16 protein-coding genes are annotated in these 15,994 nt (G+C 71.6%); 8 read left to right on the forward strand and 8 right to left on the reverse strand.

The genetic code is table 11. The features are described 5' to 3' along the window. Positions 1-17: 17 nt before the first annotated feature. On the forward strand, positions 18-893 hold the full coding sequence (locus ABIC30_RS12695; RefSeq protein ID WP_354455290.1) for a bifunctional helix-turn-helix transcriptional regulator/GNAT family N-acetyltransferase: 876 nt from the start codon (positions 18-20) through the stop codon (positions 891-893). A 45-nt stretch (positions 894-938) separates the two neighbouring features. Here ABIC30_RS12695 and ABIC30_RS12700 read toward each other — a convergent pair whose 3' ends face one another. After that, positions 939-3,605, reverse strand: a complete 2,667-nt coding sequence (locus ABIC30_RS12700) for an MMPL family transporter (RefSeq protein WP_354455310.1) — start codon at positions 3,603-3,605, stop codon at positions 939-941. A 620-nt stretch (positions 3,606-4,225) separates the two neighbouring features. On the opposite strand from ABIC30_RS12700, the gene hpnH reads away from it, so the two are divergent. Further along, positions 4,226-5,389 carry an adenosyl-hopene transferase HpnH gene (gene hpnH, locus ABIC30_RS12705; RefSeq protein WP_020095300.1) on the forward strand — a complete coding sequence of 388 codons (1,164 nt, stop codon included), beginning with the start codon at positions 4,226-4,228 and terminating at the stop codon, positions 5,387-5,389. A gap of 77 nt (positions 5,390-5,466) precedes the next feature. Here the strand turns inward: hpnH and ABIC30_RS12710 are convergent, their stop codons facing one another. From ABIC30_RS12710 to ABIC30_RS12725, 4 genes are read right to left on the reverse strand one after another with little or no spacing between them, the layout of a single operon-like run. After that, the gene (locus tag ABIC30_RS12710; RefSeq protein ID WP_020095299.1) at positions 5,467-6,087 is read right to left on the reverse strand and encodes a GNAT family N-acetyltransferase; all 621 of its coding nucleotides are present in this window, start codon (positions 6,085-6,087) and stop codon (positions 5,467-5,469) included. Between the two features lie 34 nt (positions 6,088-6,121). Then, a complete protein-coding gene (locus ABIC30_RS12715; protein WP_100253238.1) occupies positions 6,122-6,904 on the reverse strand; it encodes a hypothetical protein in 783 nt (260 codons plus the stop codon). 23 nt (positions 6,905-6,927) lie between these two features. Next, on the reverse strand, positions 6,928-7,128 hold the full coding sequence (locus tag ABIC30_RS12720; RefSeq protein WP_012317969.1) for a hypothetical protein: 201 nt from the start codon (positions 7,126-7,128) through the stop codon (positions 6,928-6,930). Continuing rightward, on the reverse strand, positions 7,125-8,174 hold the full coding sequence (locus tag ABIC30_RS12725; protein WP_354455293.1) for a hydantoinase/oxoprolinase family protein: 1,050 nt from the start codon (positions 8,172-8,174) through the stop codon (positions 7,125-7,127). The genes ABIC30_RS12720 and ABIC30_RS12725 overlap by 4 nt, the downstream gene beginning before the upstream one ends. 9 nt (positions 8,175-8,183) lie before the next feature. Between ABIC30_RS12725 and ABIC30_RS12730 the strand changes: the two genes are divergently transcribed. Together ABIC30_RS12730 and leuD are read left to right on the forward strand one after the other, a co-directional pair. Beyond that, positions 8,184-8,915 (forward strand): HisA/HisF-related TIM barrel protein, encoded by a 732-nt coding sequence (locus ABIC30_RS12730; protein ID WP_091928214.1) that lies wholly within the window; start codon positions 8,184-8,186, stop codon positions 8,913-8,915. Positions 8,916-8,984: 69 nt separating this feature from the next. Continuing rightward, the gene (leuD, locus tag ABIC30_RS12735; RefSeq protein WP_020095295.1) at positions 8,985-9,587 is read left to right on the forward strand and encodes a 3-isopropylmalate dehydratase small subunit; all 603 of its coding nucleotides are present in this window, start codon (positions 8,985-8,987) and stop codon (positions 9,585-9,587) included. Positions 9,588-9,659: 72 nt separating this feature from the next. Here the strand turns inward: leuD and ABIC30_RS12740 are convergent, their stop codons facing one another. Next, positions 9,660-10,331 (reverse strand): O-methyltransferase, encoded by a 672-nt coding sequence (locus ABIC30_RS12740; protein WP_354455296.1) that lies wholly within the window; start codon positions 10,329-10,331, stop codon positions 9,660-9,662. A gap of 94 nt (positions 10,332-10,425) precedes the next feature. On the opposite strand from ABIC30_RS12740, the gene ABIC30_RS12745 reads away from it, so the two are divergent. After that, positions 10,426-11,079, forward strand: coding sequence for a TetR/AcrR family transcriptional regulator (locus ABIC30_RS12745; RefSeq protein WP_020095293.1), 654 nt, complete (start codon positions 10,426-10,428; stop codon positions 11,077-11,079). Between the two features lie 49 nt (positions 11,080-11,128). On the opposite strand, the gene ABIC30_RS12750 is transcribed toward ABIC30_RS12745, so the two are convergent. After that, positions 11,129-11,470, reverse strand: a complete 342-nt coding sequence (locus ABIC30_RS12750) for a carboxymuconolactone decarboxylase family protein (RefSeq protein ID WP_020095292.1) — start codon at positions 11,468-11,470, stop codon at positions 11,129-11,131. Positions 11,471-11,641: 171 nt separating this feature from the next. On the opposite strand from ABIC30_RS12750, the gene ABIC30_RS12755 reads away from it, so the two are divergent. From ABIC30_RS12755 to ABIC30_RS12765, 3 genes are all read left to right on the forward strand, one after another. Then, positions 11,642-12,856, forward strand: a complete 1,215-nt coding sequence (locus ABIC30_RS12755; RefSeq protein ID WP_020095291.1) for a lytic murein transglycosylase — start codon at positions 11,642-11,644, stop codon at positions 12,854-12,856. Continuing rightward, complete coding sequence (locus ABIC30_RS12760; protein WP_020095290.1) at positions 12,853-13,236, forward strand: RidA family protein; 384 nt, start codon at positions 12,853-12,855, stop codon at positions 13,234-13,236. The genes ABIC30_RS12755 and ABIC30_RS12760 overlap by 4 nt, the downstream gene beginning before the upstream one ends. A gap of 482 nt (positions 13,237-13,718) precedes the next feature. Beyond that, the gene (locus ABIC30_RS12765) at positions 13,719-15,305 is read left to right on the forward strand and encodes a methyl-accepting chemotaxis protein (protein ID WP_020095289.1); all 1,587 of its coding nucleotides are present in this window, start codon (positions 13,719-13,721) and stop codon (positions 15,303-15,305) included. A 114-nt stretch (positions 15,306-15,419) separates the two neighbouring features. Here the strand turns inward: ABIC30_RS12765 and rplS are convergent, their stop codons facing one another. Further along, entirely contained in the window at positions 15,420-15,821 is a 402-nt protein-coding gene (gene rplS, locus ABIC30_RS12770; RefSeq protein WP_020095288.1) for a 50S ribosomal protein L19, read from the reverse strand. Between the last annotated feature and the right edge of the window lie 173 nt (positions 15,822-15,994).

Consider the following 15,994-nt stretch of genomic DNA (forward strand, 5'->3'; position numbering starts at 1 on the left):
GACTTTAGTCAGATAACATGGAGCCTGCCGAGATCGCCCGCGTCCGCCGCTTCGCCCGCGCGGTCACCGCCGAGGTCGGCGCGCTCGATTCCTCGTTCCTCGGTCGCGGCCGTCCCCTGGGCGCGGCGCGGGTCCTGAACGCCATCGGCGCGGGCCGCGCGGAGATCGGCGAGATCCGCGCCTATCAAGGTCTCGATTCCGGCCTGATGAGCCGTCTCCTGCGGAGCCTGGAGGAGGAGGGGCTGGTGGCGACCGCGCCGCATCCCGCGGATGCCCGCCGTCGGGTCGCCTCCCTGACCGAGGCCGGGCGGCGCGAGTTCGCGGCCTACGAGGCGCTGTCGGATGCCCGCGCCGTCGCCCTGCTGGAGCGCGCACCGCAGGTGGACGCGCTGTTGCACGCCATGGACCGGGTCGCCCTGGCCCTCGGACGCGACGCCATCGCGATCCGGGAGGCCGACCCGACCGGCGCGGGCGCCCGCGCCTGCCTCGCCGCCTACTACGCCGAGCTCGCGACCCGGTTTGCCGGCGGGTTCGACGTCGCCCTGTCGTGCGACCCGGAGGCCGCCACCATGGTGCGGCCGCGCGGCGTGTTCCTGCTCGCGAGCGCCGACGGGCTGCCGGTCGGATGCGTCGGGCTCAAGGGGGGCGGCGGCGCGGTCGCGGAGATCAAGCGGCTCTGGGTCGATCCCGCGGCGCGCGGGCTGGGCCTCGCCAAGCGGCTGATGCGGGAGGCCGAGGCCGCCGCCCGCGACCTCGGGATCCGGACGCTGCGGCTCGACACCAGCAGCGCCCTGCCCGAGGCCCTGGCGCTCTACCGGCGGTCGGGCTGGGAGGAGATCGACCGCTTCAACGACGATCCCTATCCGGACCACTTCTTCCAGAAGGCCCTTTGAGGCCCTCCGAAGCGCCGGCCGCGACCGGCCGGCGCTGCTCGGCTTCTACTTGGCGGGCACCGGATCCTGGTGCGGGGCGGATTTGCGCAGGGCCGCGCCGGCCGCCTTCTCGGCTTCCGGACGATCCTCGTCGGGCTGCTCCGGCGGCTCGCCGAGGGTCGCCGGAACCACGAAGAACGCCGCCACCAGGGTGAAGAACAGCGACAGCGCCAGCAGCTTGCCCATGCTGGCCGTGCCCGGATGGCTCGACAGGACCAGCGACCCGAAGGCGCTGCCCGTGGTGAGCGCCGAGAAGAAGATCGCCCGGGTGAGGCTGGAGGCGAGCATGTCGGTCACGCCCGCCCGCCACGCGATCACGTAGTAGATGTGGAACGCCACGCCGACCGCGAGCATCAGCGGCAGGGCGATGATGTTGGCGAAGTTCAGCGGCATGCCGACGATGCGCATCGCCATCAGCGTCCAGAGCGTCGCGATCACCAGCGGGCCGAGGGTCATCGCCACGTCCCACGGCTTGCGCAGGGCGACCGACAGGATGACGAAGATCAGCACGAAGGCCGTTACTGCCGCCTGCACGAAGGCGCCCAGGATCGTGTAGCTCGACTGCGTGGTGGCCACCGGCGCGCCGGTCGCGTGCGGGGCGACCTTCAGGACCTCGTCCGAGAACCGGCGGAGCACGGTGTCGTCGTTCGAGTCGCCCTTCGGGTGAACCTCGATGCGCGCCCGTCCGTCCGCCGCCACCCAGTCGGCCTTCAACTGCGGCGGCAGGTTGTCCAGCGTGATCTTCTCGGGATGCAGCAGGTCGCGCAGGCGGGCGAGCAGCGGCACCAGATCCTTGGTGAGCGCCACCGAGGCCGCCTCGCGCATCTGCACCGGTCCGGCGGCGAGCTTGTCCAGGGTGCCGGCGAGCTGCTTGGCCTCCTGGGCGCCCTTCGCGTCGCCCTTGGCGTCGGCCGAGAGGCCGTTGAGCGCCGCGGCCGCGTCCTTGAGCGCCTTCACGTTGTCGGCGTCGGTCGGCGGCGGCGGCCGGCGGCCGGGATTGAGCACCGGGTCGAGCAGCTGGGCCGTGTCGGCGATCTGGGCCAGCTTCTTGTCCTGATCCCGCGGCACGAAGGTGTCGATGCTGTTGACCGAGGCGGTGACCGGCAGGGCCAGGAGCGTCTTCGACAGCGACGGGACCTCCGCGACTCTGGGCGCCAGCACGTCGATGAAGTTCGGGCTGGTCTCGGGATTCTTGATCAGGTCCAGGTAGGTCGCGATGGACTGCGTCTTGGCGCTGCGCAGGTGCATCGGGTTCGAGTCGAACGGCAGGTGCCAGAGCAGCGGCGCGCCGGCCAGGGTCACGAGGCCGACGCCGATCAGGATCGGCTTGCGGTGCCGGATGATCCAGGGGTCGACGCCGACGAGCCACTCGGTCTGGACCGCGGCCTTCTCGCCCACCGGCTTGAACACCGCGATCAGGGCCGGCAGCAGGATCAGCGAGAACAGGAAGGCCACGATCATGCCGACGCCGGCGATCAGGCCCAGCTCCGACACGCCGCGGAAGGCCGTGGGCAGGAAGGCGAAGAAGCCCGCCACCAGCGACACCGCGGCGAGCGTCAGCGACCAGCCGACGCCCCGGGCGGCGGCGCGGATCGCGCTCTCCAGGGTCGGCTGCTCGTAGCGGTCGGCCCGGTAGCGCACCGAGAACTGGATGCCGAAATCGATGCCGAGCCCGACGAACAGGGCCGCGAAGGCCACCGAGATCGGGTTCAGCTCCTTGACCATGATGAGGCCCAGGGCGGCCGTGACCACGAGGCCCGCGAAGGTGGTGATGATCACCGCGCCGACGAGCTTGCCCGAGCGCAGGGCCAGCCACAGGAACAGCACGATCGCGCCGACGATGATGCTGTTGTTGAGGCCGGCATCCTCCGACAGCGTCGCGAACTCCTCGTCCGCCACCGCCACCGTGCCGGTCAGGCGCATCCGCAGGCCGTTCTGGGCGTCGATCCCGAGATCCTTGGCGACGTTGCGGATCAGCTTGGTCGCCTGGTAGCCGGGCTCCAGGGCGTTGAAGTCGAGGACCGGCTGGATCACCACGAACTTCATCTTGTCGGTGACGCTGGTCTCACCCCCCGACAGGAGTTCCTGCCAGGACAGGCGCGCCCGCTGACCCGCCAGCACCTTCTGCAGGGTGGCGTCGATCTGCCCCATGGGCTTCTCGAGGTCCTCGATCTTGGCCTCGCCGCTCTTCACGCCGCGCGCGCCGAGCGTCAGCACCCGCATGATGCCCCGCAGCGACGGGTCGGCGGCGAGCGGCCCGAGCAGACCCTGCTGCTGGGTCAGCGCCTCCAGGGTCTTGTCGAGGTCCGCCTGCGACATCAGCAGCAGGCCGTTCTTGTTGAAGAACGGGCCGCCGTCGGGCCGGTAGACCGTCTCGATCAGGTTCTTGTGCGCCGTGAGCGCCTTGGCGAGGTTGGCGGCCGCCTCCTCGGTCTCCTCCGGCGTCTCGCCGTTGATGACCGCGACGATGGTGTTGCTGCGCTGCGGGAACGCCTTCTCGAAATTGATCTCGTCCTGCCGCCACGGCTCCTTCGGGTCGATCAGCCGCTCGACGTCGGTGTTGATTCGGAACAGGTGCGCCGCGACTCCGAGGCTCGCGACCGTGAGGAACGCCGTGAAGGCGATCACGATCCACCGATACCGCACCGAGAACGCGACGAGACTTTCGATCACGAGCACCCTGCCTGTTCGCATCGGACGCGCCCCGTGCGCGACCGGCTCCTGCCATCTGTCCGGTTCGAACCCGGGCCACCGACACGGGCGGGCTCAGGGCTCCGCCGCGCGACGCTCCGCGATTCGGCCGGGTGCGCATCGGGTTCGAGGAACGCCACACCGCCCGATCCGAGCGCGCCGCGCGCGCCCGGCACCTGACTGATTGCGCCCGATGCGGTCCGCGGTCGGGACACCCGCCGCGGGCCGGGACTTGCATCGCGGCCACGAGGCTCAGTAAAGAGGGCGATGCCAGATTGCAACGCGGCCGCCGTGGCGCGCATCCCGCGCCCGCCCGTGTGCGCTAGCGCACGGCGTTTCTGGCGCGGCCACCCGAATCGTGGGATTCCGGTCGTATTGCCGACGCAATGCACGTGCTGTCCTCAACGATCGGGCGCGTCCGCCCACGGGCTCCGCAAGCGCGGTCCATGTGGCGCCGTTGCGTCAGGCACGGAATAAGATGTCATCGCCCCGCTGAAACGGGGTCATTTCAGATTAGTTCCAAGCTAGATGGCTGGAATTCGAGATTTTTTCGCGTTAAGCACCCCGATGTCCCGGGGCCGACGAAGTAAGGAGCCGCAATCTTGGGTATCCCCCTCCGGTACGTCGCGAAGATCGGCGGCTACATCCTGAAGCAGCACCTCACGGGCCGCAAGCGTTACCCGCTTGTGATGATGATGGAGCCGCTGTTTCGCTGTAACCTGGCCTGCGCCGGCTGCGGCAAGATCGACTACCCGGACGAGATCCTGAACAAGCGCCTCCCGGTCGCCGACGCGCTCGAATCGGTGCGCGAGTGCGGCGCCCCGGTGGTGGTGATCGCCGGCGGCGAGCCGCTCCTCCACAAGGACCTGCCGCAGATCGTCGAGGGCATCATCGCCCAGAAGAAGTTCGCGATCGTCTGCACGAACGCGCTGCTCCTCGAGAAGAAGATCAAGGAGTACAAGCCGAGCCCGTACTTCACGTGGTCGATCCATCTGGACGGCGACAAGGAGATGCACGACCAGTCGGTGTGCCAGCGCGGCGTCTACGACAAGGCCGTGGCGGCGATCGCGAAGGCCAAGGAGATGGGCTTCCGGGTCACCATCAACTGCACCTTCTTCAACAATTCCCAGCCGGAGAAGATCGCCGACTTCTTCGACAGCGTGACCCGGATGGGCATCGACGGCATCACCGTCTCCCCCGGCTACGCCTACGAGCGCGCCCCCGACCAGAAGCACTTCCTGAACCGCAAGGCGACGAAGGACCTGTTCCGCGGCGTGTTCCGGCACGGCAAGGAGAAGGGCCGCGAGAAGTGGACCTTCCAGCAGTCGGGCCTGTTCCTCGACTTCCTGGCCGGCAACCAGACCTACCACTGCACCCCGTGGGGCAACCCGACCCGCACCGTGTTCGGCTGGCAGAAGCCCTGCTACCTGCTCGGCGAGGGCTACGCGGCGACCTTCAAGGAGCTGATGGAGACCACCGACTGGGACGCCTACGGCACCGGCAACTACGAGAAGTGCGCCGACTGCATGGTCCACTCGGGCTACGAGGCCTCCTCGGTGGTCGATTCGGTCCGCAAGCCCTGGAAGCCGCTGGTGCACGCGATCCGCGGCATCAAGACCGAGGGCGAGATGGCCCCCGAGGTCAGCCTGGAGAACCAGCGCCCGGCCGAGTTCGTGTTCTCGCGCAACGTCGCGCAGAAGCTGTCCGAGATCAAAGCGGCCGGCGTCGACACGAAGCAGGAAGCCCGCAAGCGCACCGCCGCCTGACCGGCGTGCGCGACTGACGACACGAGACCCGCGGCCGCGAGGCCGCGGGTCTCTTCGTGTCCAGACCCCGCGGCGCCTCAGCCGAGCCGCGGCACGTGCGGGGCGCAGTCGCGCGGCAGGGTCCCGTCGAGCCGCGGATCGGGCGCGACCTCGACGTGGATCGCGAAAGGAACGAAGCCGGAGCGCCGGTAGAAGGCGAGCGCGCCGGGATGGTCCAGCGTGCAGGTATGCACCCAGAACCGCGCGATCGGGCGCGCCCAGGCCCGGCCGATCGCCGCGTTCATCAGCGTGCGGCCGATCCCGGTCCCGACCGCGTCCCCGGTCAGTCCGAGGAAGACCAGCTCGCAGGTGCCGGGCCGGCGGAAATCCAGTTCCAGCATGCCGACGTTCCGCCCGTCCCGCCGCAGCGCGAGAATCTCGACATCCCGATCGGCCAAAATCGCCGCCAGCGCTTCGTCGGCCAGGGTGAGGCGCGAGAACCAGAGCCAGTCGGCGCCCACCGCCCGGAACAGGCTCCGGTAGGTCTCCGGGTCGGTGCGTTCCAGGGGCTCGAGGGCGAGCCCGGGCGGGAACGGCCGTCCGGGCCGCGGGGGCGGCGGGCGCAGCATCTCCAGGCTGGTGACGATCGTGGCGAGATGGCCGGGCGGCACCGCCGCGTAGCCCGGTGTGAGGGTCGGGATTCCGGTCTCCGGCAGCATCGATCCCCTCCGCGGTCGCCTCGGCGCGGCCCGGTCAGGCGGAAAGCGGGCGCCGCCGCGCGACCAGCCACGGCAGCACGCAGGCCGCCGACACCGCGATCGCGGCGGCGTAGGCCGCGACCGGGTCGATCCGACCGAGGAGCAGGTGCACGCAGACATAGAAGGCCAGCACGCCGAACGCGCCCTGGGCGCTGCCGCGCACCACCTCCAGGGCGGCGCCGACGCCGTCCTGCGCCCGGGCGAAGACGATGAGCGGCCAGGAGATGATCGGGATCGGCGCCAGGACGCCGCTCAGGCCGGAGCCGAGATGCGGCGCCAGCCCCGAGACCAGCAGGACCAGGACGGTGGCGGCCGCGAGCCGGGCCGGCATGTCCCAGCGCGGCGGGCGCGCCCGGCGGGCCGGCGATTCGGTCCCCGCGGCCGGCCGGCACAGGGCGACCACCAGGACCATCGCCGGCAGGTCGATCGCCGTGGCGAGCCACAGGCCGGGCTGGATCACCCCGTGCAGCAGCGCGCCGCCGAGGACGAAGCCCGCGAGGGCGAGTAGCGCGGCCGCGAGGCCCCCCGTCCGCGGCGCGGCGACGGCGTAGACGAGGTAGCTGACGGTGACCGCGCCGAGCCCCTCCACCGAGCCGATCGCCGCGTCGGCGGCGAAGCGCTCGCCCTGCTCGGCGGCGAGGTAGATCGAGATCGGCGCCGAGGTCAGCGGGAGGCCCGAGAGCAGGCCGCCGACGAGGCTGCCCCACCGGCGCGCGGCCGCCGACACGGCCCACATCAGGGTCGGCGTGACGACGATCTTGGCGGCGATCAGACTCATGGCGACCGGCGGGTCCCGGGGCCTCAGGCCGCCTGGGGCGGCCCGTCATCCTCCGGGTCGGCGGGCGAGTTGAGGATGTCCTCGAGCTCGTCGACCAGCCGGTCGACCTGGTCCTCGGTGGCGAGCACCTTCAGAACCTCTCCGGTCTCCGTCTCGACGGCCAGCTCGATATGCGGCCCGACCCGGGCCGTCAGGATCCGGGCCAGGATCTTGATTGCGCTCATGCGAGTGCCTCCTCCGCGGCGATGAGGCCGACCGCCACCGCCGGTCCACAGGTCGAGATGCCGTCGCGCGCGCCGCCGATCCGGTCCGCCAGCAGCGTCACGAGCGGTCTCGAGGGCCGGCCGAGACGCTCGGCGAGGCGGGCGCCCACGAAGGCGCCGGCGCCGCACAGGACGAGGGGCGCGTCCGCGCCGATGTCAGGCCGGCTGAGGATCTCCGCCGCCGCGTCGTGCAGCAGGCGCAGCTGCGCCTCGGCGAAATGGGCGGCGAGCGCCGTCCAGGCCGCTCCGGGCGCCTCCGCCCGGTCCCGCCCGACGATCCGGGCGAGCCGGGTCTCGCTCTCGGCGACCGTCTTGCCCTTGCGGTCGCCGCTCGGCTGCTGGTCGGCGCCCTCGGGGAGCTGGCCGAGGATGCGGTAGACGTCCGCCATGTGGGCGAAGGTCTCGGTCATCAGCCGGGTCCGGCGGCCCGCGAAGGGGGCGTGGTGGGACAGAGCGATCACCGGCGTGCGCACCGCGCCGGTATAGACGAGCTCGCCGGTCTCCAGCCGCTCGGCGTCGCTGTAGCCGGTCGCGGCCGCCTGCCCGCCCACAACGGGAATCAGGTCGGCGGTGGTCGAGCCGATATCGACCAGCAGCGCGTCCGGGAGGTGCCGGCCGGCGAGCGCCGCGGTGGCGTGCCAGTTGGCCGAGGCCACGTCCGCCGACAGGGACGCGGCCGCCTCAGGGGCGACGAGGCCGGAGCGGCCGGCGTAGATGCGCACAGTCCCGGCGAGGTGCGACCCGGCCCATCCGGCGAGCGCCGCGACGCCGTCGCGCCGGTCGGCGAAGCAGTCGGTCAGCTCGCCCGTCATGGTCACGGCGTGCAGGGCCGCGCCGCGGGCCCAGTCGGGGGCGGCCTCCAGCGCCCGGTCGAGGGCCGGCAGGCCCTGCCAGAGCGGGCACGGCACCTGGGCGGCGGCCGCGACCCGGCCGTCCTCGACCAGGGCGACCTTGACGTGGACCCCGCCGAGGTCCCACCCGATGGTCGTTGGGTTTGATGAGCGCATGGGACCGCGATGAGCGCCTCGATGGACCACAGGATCGGGCGCCCCGGCTTCGCGGTGATCCCGGTGCTCGATCTCCGGGGCGGCCGCGTGGTGCGGGCGCGCCGGGGCGAGCGCTCCTCCTATGCCCCGATCGAGACGCCCTTGGCAAAGGGCTCGGCGCCGGACGCGGTGGCCCGCGGGCTGGTCGACGCGTGGCCCGCCGCGATCCTCTACGTCGCCGATCTCGACGCGATCATCGACCGCGCCGCGCCCGATCTCCGCGCCCTGGAGGCGATCGCCCGCGCCTGCCCGGGGATCGCCCTGTGGGTCGATGCCGGCTTCGCCGAGCCGGAGGGCGTCGCGGCGTTCCTGGAGGCCGGGCTCGGGCGACCGGTGATCGGCAGCGAGAGCCAGGCGGATGCCGACCTCGTGACGCGGCTCGGCGACCGGGCGGTGTTCTCCCTCGACACGCGCGGCGCGGAGCGGCTCGGCCCGGCGGCCCTCCACGACGATCCGGCGCTCTGGCCGCCGGAGGTGATCGCCATGACGCTGGCGCAGGTCGGCGCCGGGGCCGGCCCGGACCTCGCGGCCCTGGGAGCCCTGCGCGCGCGGGCGCCGGATCGCCGCCTCTACGCGGCGGGCGGCGTGCGCGGCCCGGACGACCTGCGGGCGCTCCGGGCGGCCGGGATCGCCGGGGCGCTGGTCGCCTCGGCCCTCCACGACGGCACCCTGTCCCGGGCGACGGCGCCCGACCTCGCCTGACGCTTCCGGCCCGGGCCCGCGGCTGCTAAACCGCGCGACAGAGAGACCACCGACACGAGCCGTCAGACGATGGAAAAGTTCACCACCCTGGAGGGCGTCGCGGCGCCCCTGCGGACGATCAACGTCGATACCGACCGGATCATCCCGGCGAAGTACCTGAAGACGATCCGGCGGACCGGCCTCGGCAAGAGCCTGTTCGCCGAGATGCGCTACCGCGAGGACGGCTCCGAGAATCCGGACTTCATCCTCAACCAGCCCGCCTACCGGAACAGCAAGATCCTGGTGTGCGGGGATAATTTCGGCTGCGGCTCGTCCCGGGAGCACGCGCCCTGGGCGCTGGCCGATTTCGGCATCCGCTGCGTGATCTCCACGAGCTTCGCCGACATCTTCTTCAACAACTGCGCGAAGAACGGTATCCTGGCGATCGTCGTGTCGCCCGAGGATCTGGAGAAGCTCTTCGAGGACGCCGAGCGCGGCGCGAACGCCACCCTGACGGTCGACCTGGCGGCGCAGACGATCCGGGGACCGGACGGCGGCACCCTGCATTTCGACGTCGACGAGGGCCGCAAGCACAACCTGCTGAACGGCCTGGACGAGATCGGGCTGACGCTGGAGCGCGTCTCCTCCATCGACGCCTACGAGCAGAAGCTCGCCCAGCGCGAGTGGGCCTGAGCGACCGGACCCGCGTCCCGACGGCGGTCGCGCCGCGCTGACGCGACCGCCGGTCCGAGGCCAGGGCCCGCCTCACCCGAGCCGCATGGACAGCTCCACGTCCTCGGCGAACGGCACCGACAGGTAGCCGCGGCTCGGCGCGCGCACCCGCTGCAGGTAGTCCGGGCTGTGTTCCGCGTTGTCGGCGACCACCAGGGCCCCCGGTCCGAGGCGACTCTCCACGAGGCTCAGAACCTCCGGATAGAGCCCCTTCGCCCCGTCGAGGAGCAGCAGGTCGACCGAGTCGGGCAGGTCGAGGCCGAGGGTCTGGAGGGCGTCGCCCTCGCGGAACTCGACGAGGTCCGCCAGCCCGGCCTCCATCAGGTTCGCCCGCGCCCGCACCACCTTGGACGGCTCGAACTCGCAGGTGATCAGCCGGCCGCCGCCGTTGTCGCGCAGGGCCGCGGCGAGGTGCAGGGTCGAGAGACCGAAGGACGTGCCGAACTCGACGATCGTCCGCGCCCGGCGGGTTCGCGCGAGCATGTAGAGCAGCCGGCCGGTCTCCCGAGAGACCGCGAGGGGCATATCCTTGAGCCGGCTGTAGAAGTCCCGGTAGCCGGTGCGGCTGCCCATGAGGCGCGCCCGCTCGTCCGCCGAGAGATCGCCGATGGCGCTCAAGGGTGAGGAGGCCTCCGCCTGCGCGAAGAGACTGTCCAACAGCGACGCGATACGCGGTTCGGCGAGTGTGGATGCTGAGAGTGACATGGCGCGTTGCTTTCCGTCTTGCGCGTTCAACTGAACACGACGCAGAGTACCGGCGCCCCCTGCCCGCGCCTATTCGCGTTCCGAGCCCCGCCCCATGCCCGACCGGCCAAGTCTCGGAATCGCCAGGCGAAAGCAGCCCCGGCAGGCGCGCTCCAGCGACCTCGTCGCGGCCGTTCTGGAGGCCGCCGCTCAGGTTCTGGCGGAGGTCGGCGCGGCGCGCTTCACGACGGCGCGGGTCGCCGAGCGCGCCGGCGTCAGCATCGGCTCGCTCTACCAGTACTTCCCCAACAAGGCGGCGATCCTGTTCCAGCTCCAGAGCGACGAGTGGCGGGACACGAGCGCCCTCCTCGCCGGCCTCCTGACGGATCCCACTTGCGCGCCCGGCGAGCGCCTGCGCGCCGCCGTCCACGCCTTCGTGCGCTCGGAATGCGCGGAGGCCGCGATGCGCCGGGCCCTCGACGCGGCCGCCCCGGCCTATCGCGACGCGCCCGAGGCCGCGGAGCCGCAGCTGGCCGGCTCGCAGGCGTTCCGCGACTTCCTGCGCGCGGCACTTCCCGCGGCGCCCGAGACGGACCTGGCGGTCGCGGGCGAGATCATCGCGATGACGCTCGGCGAGGTCGGCGAGCGCATCTCGGAGATGGTCCGGACCGAGGCGGCCATGGCGACCTTCGCGGACGCCCTGGCCGACATGCTCTGCGCCTATCTGGACCGCCTGGGCAGCCGAGACCGGGCCGGCACGCCGTCCTGAAGACGAGCCCCGGACCCGGCGAACCGGACATGGCCCTATCCCGGTCGGCTCAGCCGGACTCGCCGGTGAACGCCTCGAAGGCGCGGGCGGTGTAGACCAGGGCGGCGCCGGCGTTCAGTGCCACCGCCACGCCCAGCGCCTCCACGACCTCCTCCTTGCTCGCGCCGGCCTTGCGGGCGGCGTCGGAATGCACCGCGATGCAGCCGTCGCACCGGGTCGTGACCGCGACCGCGAGGGCGATCAACTCGCGGGTCTTCGCGTCCAGCTTGCGCTCGGTCGGGGCCGCCGCGGCGAGCTGGTCGTGGGCCTTGAGGAGGTCCGGGCTCACCGCACCGATGCGCCCGAGCGTGCTGACGAGCTCGGCGCCGTACTGATTCCAGTCCTTCATCATGCGTCCCGTCTCCCTGTTCGTTGACCCGACCGGCGATGCGCCAGTACGGTGCCAACCTACCGGTTGGTAGGCCGCAGGGTCAAGACGAGGCGGGTTTCCTCACCGTTCGTTAACCCACATGTCGCCTGAATCCGCGCCCAGACTCCGTTCCGCATCGTGAGGATCGTCAGCATGCCGAAGCACCCGACGGGACCGAGGACGGCGCGCGCGCTCGGGCTGCTCGCCGGCATCGCGGTCCTGCCCCTGGCGAGCCTGCCGGCGCGGGCCGATTTCGACAGCTGCCTCGCCGGCATCCAGTCGCAGGCGGCGGCGGCGGGCGTCTCGGCGCAGACCTTCCGGGCCGCCACGAGCGGCATCGGCTACGACGACAAGGTGATCGAGCTGTCCCAGGCGCAGCCCGAGTTCAAGACGCCGATCTGGGACTACATGGCGGCGCTCGTCGACGACGAGCGGGTCGAGGACGGGCGCGCGGCCATGCGCCAGAACGCGGCGGCGCTCGCCCAGGCCGAGTCGCGCTACGGGGTCGACCGCTACACGATCGCGGCGGTCTGGGGCGTCGAGTCGAATTTCGGCAAGAATCTCGGCAAGATGCCGCTGGTGCAGTCGCTGGCGACGCTCGCCTGCTCGAACAACCGCCGTCGGGACTTCTTCCGCGGCGAGCTGATCGCCACCCTGCGGATCATCGAGCGCGGCGACATCGCGCCGGAGCGGCTGACCGGCTCCTGGGCGGGCGCCTTCGGCCAGACCCAGTTCATGCCGACGACCTATCAGCGACTCGCCGTGGACGGCGACGGCGACGGCCGGCGCGACGTGGTCGACTCCGTGGCCGACGCCGTCGCCTCCACCGCCAACTTCCTGCGCGTCGCCAAGTGGCAGAACGGTCAGGTCTGGGGCTACGAGGTGAAGCTGCCCCGCGGCTTCAACGTCGGCGCCGCCGGGCGCAAGAACAAGAAGCCGGTCGCCCACTGGGCGTCGCTCGGCGTCACCCGCGCGGACGGGCGCCCGCTCTCGGGCGAGGGCCCGGCCGGGATCCTGGCGCCGGCCGGCATCGACGGACCGGCCTTCCTGGTGACCCGGAACTTCGACGCGATCTACTCGTACAACGCCGCCGAATCCTACGGCCTCGCCATCGCGGTCCTGTCCGACCGGCTGCGCGGCCGGCCCGGCGTCCAGGCAGCCTGGCCGACCGACGACCCGCCCCTGTCGCGGGCCGAGCGCCGCGACCTCCAGACCCGGCTGGCCGCCCGCGGCTACGACGTCGGCGAGCCGGACGGTAAGGTCGGCCAGAAGACGCGCGACGCCATCAAGGACGTCGAGCGCCGGCTCGGCATGACACCCACGGGCCGCGCCGGCGGCAAGGTTCTGGAGGCCCTGCGCGGCGGATGAGCCGGCGGCTGATCACGTCGGGGTCCCCGTTCGAGCGGGATTACGGCTACTCCCGGGCGGTGGTCGACGGCGACACCGTCTACCTGTCCGGGACGACCGGCTACGACTACGCCACGATGACGATGCCCGACGGGGCCGCCGCGCAGGCCGAGGCCTGCTGGCGCACGATCCGTTCGGTCCTCGCCGAGGCAGGAACCGGCCTCGGCGGCGTCCTGCGCGCCACCTACTACGTCACCGACCGGGACGATGCCGAGGCCGTGCTGGCCGTCTGCGGGCGGGTGCTGGCGGACGTCCGGCCCGCCGCCACGATCGTGGTCGTGGCGGGCCTCCTGCGCCCCGAGATGCGCGTCGAGATCGAGGTGACCGCGCGGATCGGCTAGACGCCTGTCCCGCTCCCGATCGCGCCGTCTCCGCGCCGTTCCGTCGGGCCGCGGCGCCACTCCGATCCGCAGATGACGTCATCCCCATCGTGCCCGAGCTCTGCGTGCAAGGGAGCGACTCGATCCCGGTCATTCGGGCTGGTCGGGCGTGGCCCCGCGCCACGGGCACGATCTCAGGTTCTGCTCGCCGACTGACGGCCCGCTCCTGCAGCCGGCGCAGACCGCGTCGCGGGTGACCGCTTCCTCGCCCGCCCTGCGCGCCTGAACCGCGTGTCTTTCAGATCTCGATCCAGATCTGCGAGATTACGTTGACATGCGGGCTCAGATTTATCAGGCCACACCGCAGCATCGACGAGTTTGTCGATCTCGCGGAACGTATTATGATAAAGATATTTTTGAGTAAAAATCTATCGCGTAGGATGATGACGCAGATTGCCTTGATAGGTCTACTTATATCGGTCATCGGTGTCATCGGACTGCGCATGTATTACCAGGAAATGCTGTCGGGGCGGCTGCAGTCCCTGCGCACGGTCACGGAGTTGTTCACCACCTATGCGCAAAGTCTCGAGAGCCGGGTCAGGAGCGGCGCCCTGTCCCGTGAGGCGGCCCTGGCGGAGCTGGCCGAGACCGCCATGGCCATGCGATTCGATAACGGCACCAACTACGTCGCCATCTACACGATGGACGGCACGGTCCTGGCGGTCCCCGACCGCCGTCTCGTCGGCAGCAACCAGCTGGAGACTCGGGTCAACGGCGTTCGCGCGGCCGGAACGCTGATCGGACGGCTGAAGACCTCCGACACGGCGACGCTGAGCTATCTCTACCCCCGGCCAGGGCACGAAGGCCTGTCTCCGAAGACGACGCTCGCCGTCAGGTTCGAGCCCTGGGACATCATGATCGCGGCGGGGACCTACACCGACGACATCAGGGCCGCCTTCCAGACGCTCGCCCTCGCGGCGACCGGCCTTCTGCTCGGGGTCGGCGCGCTCGGGGTGATCGGCTCCGTCCTGATCGGGCGCGGCATCACGCGCCCGCTCGACCGCCTCGGTCGCCGGATGCAGGCGCTCGCCCGGGGCGACGGCGCGGAGCCGATACCGGGACTCGAGCGGACGGACGAGATCGGTCAGATGGCCCGGACCGTCGAAGTGTTCCGGCAGGCGCTGGTCGCCAAGGCCGAGACGGACCGGGCGGTCGCGCGCGAAGCTGAGGCCAAGGTCCGGCATGCGCAGACCCTCGACGCGCTCACCCGGGCGTTCGAGGCCCGGGCCGGGGCGCTGATGACGGGCGTCTCCGCGGCCGCCACCGAGATGCAGGCGACCGCCGAGGCGATGGCGCGGACGGCGTCGCGCACGAGTGCCCGAGCGACGCGCGTCGCCGGGGCCGCGCAGGAGACCGCCGGGAGCGTGCAGAGCGTCGCCGCGGCCACCGAGGAGATGGCGATCACCATCCAGGAGATCTCCGGACGGATGGCGCAATCCTCGGCCAAGACCGCGCGGGTGGCCACCGAGGCGCGGCGCACGGACGCCCTCGTGGGCGATCTCGCCGACGGGGCCGAGCGGATCGGGGCCGTCGCCAGCATGATCGCGGGCATCGCCCGTCAGACCAACCTCCTCGCCCTCAACGCCACGATCGAGGCGGCGCGGGCCGGCGAGTCGGGCCGGGGCTTCGCCATCGTGGCGGGGGAGGTCAAGGCGCTGGCCGAGCAGACCGCGGCCGCGACCGAGGAGATCGCCGCGCGGATCGGCGCGGTCCAGGCCTCGACCCGGCAGGCCGTGGAGGCGATCAACGGGATCGGCCGCAGTGTGGGCGAGGTCAGCACGCTCGCCGCGTCCGTCGCGGCCGCGATCGAGCAGCAGGGCGCGACCACCGAGGAGATCGTGCGCAGCGTCGCGCGCGCGGCGGCCGGCACGGAGGCCGTCACCGGCAACATCGCCGAGGTCTCGCAGGGCGCCGAGGCGACGGGCGAGGCGGCCGAGCAGGTGCTCGGCGCCGCGATCGACCTGTCGCGCAGGTCCGATCAGCTCTCCGCCGAGATCCACTGGCTCCTTGACGGGATCCGGGCTGCCTGAGGAGCGCTATCGGCCGACTGGACGGACCTGTCGGCCACGAAAAAACCGGCCCGGCTGAGCTGGACCGGTCTGAAACTAGGCGATCGCTCCGGCCTGCGGAGCGAATCGGACAGCTTACTCGGCGGCGGCGGGCGCCGGGGCCGGAGTGTCCTTGGCCTTGTAGCGGTCGGTGCGCTCGACGATGCGGGCCGACTTACCGCGCCGGTCGCGCAGGTAGTACAGCTTGGCGCGGCGCACCTTGCCGCGGCGGGCCACCTTGATCGAGTCGATCATCGGCGAATGGACCGGGAAGACGCGCTCCACGCCCTCACCGTAGGAGATCTTGCGGACCGTGAAGCTCTCGTTGAGGCCGCCGCCCGAGCGGGCGATGCAGACGCCCTCGTAGGCCTGGACGCGGGTGCGCTCGCCTTCCTTCACGCGGACGTTGACGATGAGCGTATCGCCCGGCTCGAAATCCGGGATGGTCTTGGCGAGGCGCGCGACTTCCTCGCGCTCCAGCTGCTCGATGATGTTCATGGCATAGCTCCGGCCGTCGCGCCGTTCCGCCCCTCATGGGCGATCGGCGCCAGGATTTCGGCGATCCTGTTGTGAGTTGGGCGGCTCTCTACAGGATCGGCGCCGGCTTGTCGATTGGGTTGCCGCCGCGATCCGTCCGCGCTGCTGCCGGCGCGGCGGATCGTCGGTCGACT

It is taken from the genome of Methylobacterium sp. 1030 (genome assembly GCF_040544715.1).
GTDB lineage: Bacteria > Pseudomonadota > Alphaproteobacteria > Rhizobiales > Beijerinckiaceae > Methylobacterium.